The sequence below is a fragment of the Candidatus Binataceae bacterium genome, assembly GCA_036495685.1.
Lineage (GTDB): Bacteria > Desulfobacterota > Binatia > Binatales > Binataceae > JAFAHS01.
In genome coordinates this window covers 60,319-67,042 of the sequence record DASXMJ010000163.1, presented here as the reverse complement: position 1 = coordinate 67,042, position 6,724 = coordinate 60,319, and the positions used below count along the sequence as shown (strand labels likewise).

At 59.8% G+C, this 6,724-nt stretch carries 3 protein-coding genes; 1 reads left to right on the top strand and 2 read right to left on the bottom strand.

Features of this window, described 5'->3' with window-relative positions; translation table 11 throughout:
- A partial coding sequence (locus VGI36_15350) for an efflux RND transporter periplasmic adaptor subunit (protein HEY2486524.1) occupies positions 1-1,036 on the bottom strand: 1,036 nt, incomplete at its 3' end.
- Positions 1,037-1,048: 12 nt separating this feature from the next.
- Positions 1,049-4,273, bottom strand: a complete 3,225-nt coding sequence (locus VGI36_15345) for an efflux RND transporter permease subunit (protein HEY2486523.1) — start codon at positions 4,271-4,273, stop codon at positions 1,049-1,051.
- Positions 4,274-4,738: 465 nt separating this feature from the next.
- Between VGI36_15345 and VGI36_15340 the strand changes: the two genes are divergently transcribed.
- A complete protein-coding gene (locus VGI36_15340; GenBank protein ID HEY2486522.1) occupies positions 4,739-6,724 on the top strand; it encodes an alpha-1,4-glucan--maltose-1-phosphate maltosyltransferase in 1,986 nt (661 codons plus the stop codon).

Sequence of the window (6,724 nt, the reverse complement as noted above, 5' to 3'; positions counted from 1 at the left end):
TTTGCACAGACACCCCGTTGTCGAAGCCCAGCCCAACTTCCACCAGGTGCAGTCGATTTGCACGCACGATCGGCACATAAATCCTGTTGTTGCGGAAGATCAAGGCGTCGTCCGGCACCAGAGGTGCGCCCCCCGGGGTCGACACCGTGAAGGTCACAAACCCATACATGCCCGGATAGAGAGCAACATCTTCATTGGGCAGATCGACCTCGACGATCATCGTGCGCGAGTCGGCCGCCAGCGCTTGGGGATGCCGCGCCACGATCCCGTCGAACGTACGCTGGGGATATTCATTCACTTGAAACGTCGAATGGTCGCCATTTCTTAGGAATAGAGCGGTGTTCTGCGGCATATACGCGAACAAGCGCAAGGGCTTCAGTCTCGCGACCTGCACGATCGCGCTGGTCGCACTTGAGCCCGCGGTGCTTTGCGGAACCAGATGGCCCGGGTCGATGTACCGCCACGACACGATCCCATCGAACGGCGCGGTGACCACCTCGTACTTCTGCAATGCCAGGATTTGTTCCAGGGTGGCTCTCAATTGGAGCATGTTCGCATGCTGGTTGTCGAAGTCCTGGCGGGATATGACGCCGCTGTCGAGGAGTTGCCGGTAGCGGCGATCCGTCACTAGCGCCAGGTTGTAGTTGGCGCGAGCGTTGGCGACCTGGTGATCGGTCTCGGGCGAGTCGACGATAGCGATAACCTCGCCGGCCCTGACACGGTCGCCCTTGTCAACGTTGATCTTCCCCAGGTAGCCGGCAACCTTCGCAAAGATGTCGGTCTCATCGAAGCCGCGCAGCGACGCTGGCAGCTTGACGTGGCGGACCGTCGGAGCATGCATCACGGGCCTCACCAGGACGTGCATACCCATGGCGTTCTCGCGCGCAAGCTCGGAGCTCTGGCGGCCGATCCAGAAATCGCGCGCGAGCACCAGGCCGGCAGTCGCGATCACCGCCAGGGCGATCGCACCAACCCATCCAGCAAAGAAAAACTTGCCGGGCGGCTTGGCCTGATATTCTCTTGGATCTTCTTCCATTTCTTTCCGCGGCTAGGCGCCCGGCAGACCGATTGCCTCGATTTCGGCGTCGCGCTGATGCTTTCCGATCAGCGAGCGGCTGAAGATCGAATAGACCGCCGGCACCACAAACAGGGTCATGGCGGTGGCCACCACGAGGCCGCCGATAACCGCGCGGCCCAGCGGAGCGTTCTGCTCCGAGCCAGATCCAAGCGCCAAGGCCATCGGCAGCATTCCCAGAATCATGGCGAGCGCCGTCATGATAATCGGCCGGAAGCGAATCCGGCCTGCCTGAATCGCGGCGGCCACCGGGCTGTAGCCCTCCTCGCGCAGCTCGTTGGCGAAAGTTATCAGCAGGTTGCCATTGGCGACGCCAACCCCGACCGCCATTATCGCGCCCATCAATGATTCAACGTTGATGGTCGTGCCGGTGATCACCAGCATCCACAGCACCCCCGCCAGCGCGCCGGGCACCGCCATCATGATAATAAAGGGCTCAAGCCAGGACTGGAAATTGGCAACCATCAGGAGGTAGACGAGGATGATTGCCAGGATCAGTCCTTCCCCCAAGGTCTTAAAGGACTCGTGCATTGCGGCGCTCTGTCCGCGAATCACCACATGGGTTCCGGCTGGCAGCTTGCCCAGGCCGTTGATTTCGCGCTGTACCTCGGCGCTGACGCTGCCCAGGTCGCGCCCCGATACCGCGCAATTGACATCGATCACGCGCTGAACACTGTAGTGGGCGACGACCGCGGGGTCCCAGTCCCGATGAACGGTCGCGAGGTTGCCCAGCAACTGCGGCTGGCTGCCCGCTTGGTAGGAGTTCTGCGATACCACCTGCTGCGCGCTGGCGATCTGCGGCGTTACGCTGAGCGGAGTATTGCCGATGGCGTTTACCGAGCTGAAGATCTGCTGCGGCACCTGGGCAATGACGTTGTAGTTAACTCCATTGACCGGGTCGAGCCAGAAATTGGGCTGCAGCAATGTCGCGCCACTGAGCGAAGCAAGCAGGCTTGATGCGACCTGGGTTTGTGTGATGCCGAACTGAAGCGCTTTAGCGCGATCCAAATCGACCTTGAGGGTTGGGTAATCCAGCGGCTGGGCGATCCGAAGGTCCACCACGCCGGGAATCTGCGCCATCTTATCCTGAAGACGCAACGCGATATCGTAGTTGCTCTGCAGATTGTTGCCGTTGATCTGCGCATTGATCATCGCGGACAGCCCGAAATTCAAAACCTGCCCGACAATGTCGGCAGCCTGGAAGTATGCAGTAACATTCGGATACCGCGCTGAGAGGACCTTGCGTATTTGCTCCTGATAGCCAGACGTGGGGCGATGCTTGGGCTTGAGCTGAATGAGAACGTCGGCGTCCTGTGGCCCGATGCTGTCGGTCTGGTAAAAGGCGAGATCGTAGGAGGTGGGTAGGCCGATGTTGTCACTTATGCTTTCGAGCTCGTCGGCCGGCACGATGCCGCGAATGGTCTGCTCGATGTCGTCGACCAGCAGCTCGCTATGTTCGATGCGGGTTCCGGTTGGAGCGCGCACGTGCAGTCGCATCATGCCGGCATCCACCGGCGGAAAGAAATCTTCTCCCACCGTAAACATCAGGCCCATTGAAACCACAATCAGCGCGGCGACGCAGGCCAGTGAAAAAGTCCGCCGCGCGATGAAGGATCCGAGCGCGTCGCGATAGCGGTCGCGCAACTTGTCGAAGCGAGCTTCGAAGCCGCGCACGAAGCGATTCCACCACCCCGCTCCGCCGCCGACGTTCTCCTCGTGAGTGTCGCCCAGCAGGTGGCGGGCCATGGTCGGCACCAGCGTCCGGGACAGCAGGTAGGACGTGAGCATCGCGAACACCACCGCCAGGGCCAGGGGAGTGAACAGAAACCGTGCCACTCCCGTGAGCAAGACCACTGGAAAAAAAACGATGCAGATGGAAAGCGTGCCAACCAGCGTGGGCGTGGCGATCTGGTGCGCGCCGTCAAGAATCGCGACCAGCAGCGGCTTATTCATCGCGTGATTGCGGTGGATGTTTTCGATTTCCACGGTGGCATCATCGACCAACATGCCGACTGCCAGCGCGACACCACCCAGCGTCATCGTGTTGATGGTCTGTCCGCTGAGCTTGAGACCTACGATCGCGGTCAGAATTGAGAGCGGGATCGAGGTGATGACGATCAACATGCTGCGCGGCGAGCCAAGAAAGATAAGCACCATCACCGCGACCAGGGCGGCGGCGGTCGCCGCTTCCTGCACGACATCCCACAGGGCGGCACGCACGAACTTGGATTGATCGAATGCGAGTGCGACCTTCAGTCCCTGAGGCGCGGTCGCGAGAATTTCCGGAATCTTGCTCCTGACCGCGTCGACCACCGTCAGCGTCGATGCATCGGCGTGCTTGATGACCATCAGGTAGGTCGCCTGGCGGCCATCGACGCGCACAATGTTACTAGCGGGCTGATGCGAGTCGGTCACCGGCGCAACGTCCCCCAGCAGGATCGGAGAAGCTCCCACATACTTGACGGGCATGCTGTTGAAGTCGCTTACCGTGGGGAAGCTCATGTTGACGTCGACGTTGTACTGGTAGTTCCCCATCTTGGCTTGGCCGGAGGGAATCACGACGTTGCTGGCGGCCAGCGAATTGCCAATGTCATATGCGGAAAGGCCGTTGGCGTACAATTTGGTTGGGTCGATATTGACCATCACGTTGCGGCTCACGCCGCCCAGGGGCGCGGGTGAAGAAAACCCTGGAATCGTGAATAGCTGAATGCGGATAAAGTTCAGTCCGTAGTCGAACAGTTTCGCGGTGGAGAGTACGTCGCTGTACACGTTGAGCTGCGCGACCGGAACGTTGGACGCGTTGAAGGAGATGATCTGCGGCGGCTGAATTCCGCGCGGCAGGATGCTCAAGATGGTCTGGGAGACCGCGTTGATCTGGGCGATCGCCCCGCCTACGTCGGTGCCGGGCTGAAAATAGACATGGAGGATTCCCAGCCCATTGATGGAGCTGGATTCAATGTGCTCGATGTCATTGACCGTGGTCGAGTACGCGCGTTCGCTGATAAACACCATCCGCCGCTCGACATCGAACGCGGAGAGGCCGGGATAGTTCCACACCACCATCACTACTGGCAGATTGATGGCAGGAAAAATGTCGACGTTCATCAGTGAGAAGGAAAGGACCCCCAGCACCAACATCAGAAGCGCCATGACCGCTACCGAGAGCGGACGGCGCAAGGCTAGACGGACGATCCACATAGGCAGAGAAGCTCTCGGAAACGGCGCTCGCTTCTACGCCAGGAAAGGCGTTTTCGCAGCCGTAATCAGGATAGGGCAGCGTTCCGAGCGTGGCAAGTTTCGATCCGAAAAAGGCTCCGACGGCCATATGCTTGCCTTGCAAAAACCACCCGCCGACAAAACTACCCTTCGCTGCTTCCCTCCCGGCGATATATCCGCCCAACGGCCCTCGTGTCGCTCTTCGCCGCGAGGCGCAGGTGACCGGAAACGGGCCCCACGTCCCACAATCCGGTGGGGCAGAATTTACCGAGCCAGCGCGCATTGCTTCATGGAAAAATGTTTTGCCTAAGAGGAACGAAAGGATTACCGTCGGTAGTCTGACGGCACGCGCGTTGCTGTCTGCGGGGTCAAGAAATCGCGATTGCGCCTAGTTAGGCCTAAAAGGGAGCCCCTCGCTTCCCGATAAATTGCGAAAGGTCCGAGCGAATGCGGTCTCGTCAATCCAGGAACGGAACCTTCCCTGCTCCCCCGGATTGGCACGTCGGGCACATCATTATAGAGGCCATCACTCCGTCAGTTGATGGCGGCAGATATCCAGCGAAGCAAATTGCCGGCGAACCCTGCGTGGTCGAAGCGGACATTTTCCGTGACGGCCACCAGGTCGTGCGCGCCGTCGTGGAATGGAAGCGCAAAGACGAGGAGGCGTTTGTCGAGGCACCGATGGTCGCGCTCGACAACGATCGCTGGCGTGGCGAGTTCGTACCCCCGGAGAACGCCCGCTACGTATTCACCATTGCAGCGTGGACCGATCTCTTTGCCACCTGGAGCAGCGATTTTATCAAGAAGGCACAGGCAGGCCGCGAGGTCTCTTCGGATCTCCGCGAAGGGATTGCCCTGCTGGAGCGCATGGTTCGTACGGCGCGCGATCACGATGCGGATTTGCTCCGCGACTGTGTTGAGGGGCTACGGGCGAGTAACCACGAAAGGGTGGCGCTGGAAGTGCTCTCGAATCCAGAGCTGGCGGAGGTAGCGGCACGCAGCGGCGAGCGCGCAGGGGTGACGAGGTTCGACCCCCCGCTCGAGTTGGTCGTCGATCGCCCTCGGGCTCGATTCGGCACCTGGTATGAGATGTTCGTGCGCTCCCAGGGGGCCGCGGCCGACCGCTCCGGCACCCTGCGCGATGCCGGGCGCCGCCTCTCGGAGCTTCGCGACCTTGGCTTCGACGTGGTCTACCTTCCGCCGGTTCATCCGATTGGCCATACCAACCGCAAAGGTCCGGGAAATTCTCCGGACGGAAGTAATGCGGTCGGAAGTCCTTGGGCAATCGGGGCAGAAACCGGCGGGCACACGGCTATCCATCCCGACCTTGGAACACTGGAAGACTTCCGGCGCTTTGTCCTGGCCGCCAACAACCTTGGTTTAGAGGTCGCGCTCGACTTCGCGATTCAAAATTCGCCGGATCACCCATGGGTCAAGGAGCACCCCGAATGGTTTCATCGGCGGCCCGACGGTTCCATCAAGTACGCCGAGAACCCTCCCAAGGAGTACCAGGACATCTACCCTATCGACTTCGATACCGCCCACCAGCGCGAACTGCTGGACGAGTTGTTGGGTGTGATCCGATTCTGGATCGAGCAGGGTGTGACGATCTTCCGGGTCGACAACCCCCACACCAAGCCTGTCGCGTTCTGGGAGTGGCTGATAAACGCAGTGCAGTCGGTTTACCCGGAGGTGATTTTCCTGGCGGAGGCCTTCACCCGGCCAAAGATGATGAAGGTGCTGGCCAAGGCTGGTTTTACGCAGTCTTATACCTATTTCACCTGGCGCAACACTAAATATGAATTGACTCAGTACCTGACCGAACTCACGCAGAGCCCGATGCGTGACTATTTCAGACCCAACTTCTTTACCAACACGCCCGATATCTTGCATGCAGTGCTACAGAGCGGCGGGCGCCCCGCATTCAAAATGAGACTGGTGCTCGCCGCGACCCTCGCACCCTCATATGGCATCTACAGCGGCTACGAACTTTGCGAAAACCAGGCGATACCGGGCACCGAAGAGTACCTGGATTCTGAGAAATACCAGCTCAAGCCGCGCGATTGGAACCGGCCCGGCAACATCAAAGAATTCGTCGCGCGGGTCAACGCGATTCGCCGCGCTAATCCGGCCTTGCAGCATCTATCGAATCTGCGTTTTTTGGATACCGACAACGAGCAAATCATCTTCTACGCCAAGGCGCTGCCGGATCGTTCAAACGTCATCCTGACCGCGGTGAATCTCGACCCCCTCCATGCGCAAATTTGCACCGCGTTTGTTCCGCCCGAAGTCGTAGGGGTGGCGCCTGGGCAGTCCTATCGCGTGACCGATCTCCTGACCAACGCCACCTATACTTGGTCGGAGCGCAATTACGTGCGTCTCGATCCGTTCATAGAACCGGCCCATATCCTGAAGGTCGATACACGATGGTAA

Coding starts and splice junctions, on each gene's coding strand:
- VGI36_15345 (HEY2486523.1), bottom strand. CDS start 4,273: ATGTGGATCGTCCGTCTAGCCTTGCGCCGTCCGCTCTCGGTAGCGGTC.
- VGI36_15340 (HEY2486522.1), top strand. CDS start 4,739: ATGCGGTCTCGTCAATCCAGGAACGGAACCTTCCCTGCTCCCCCGGAT.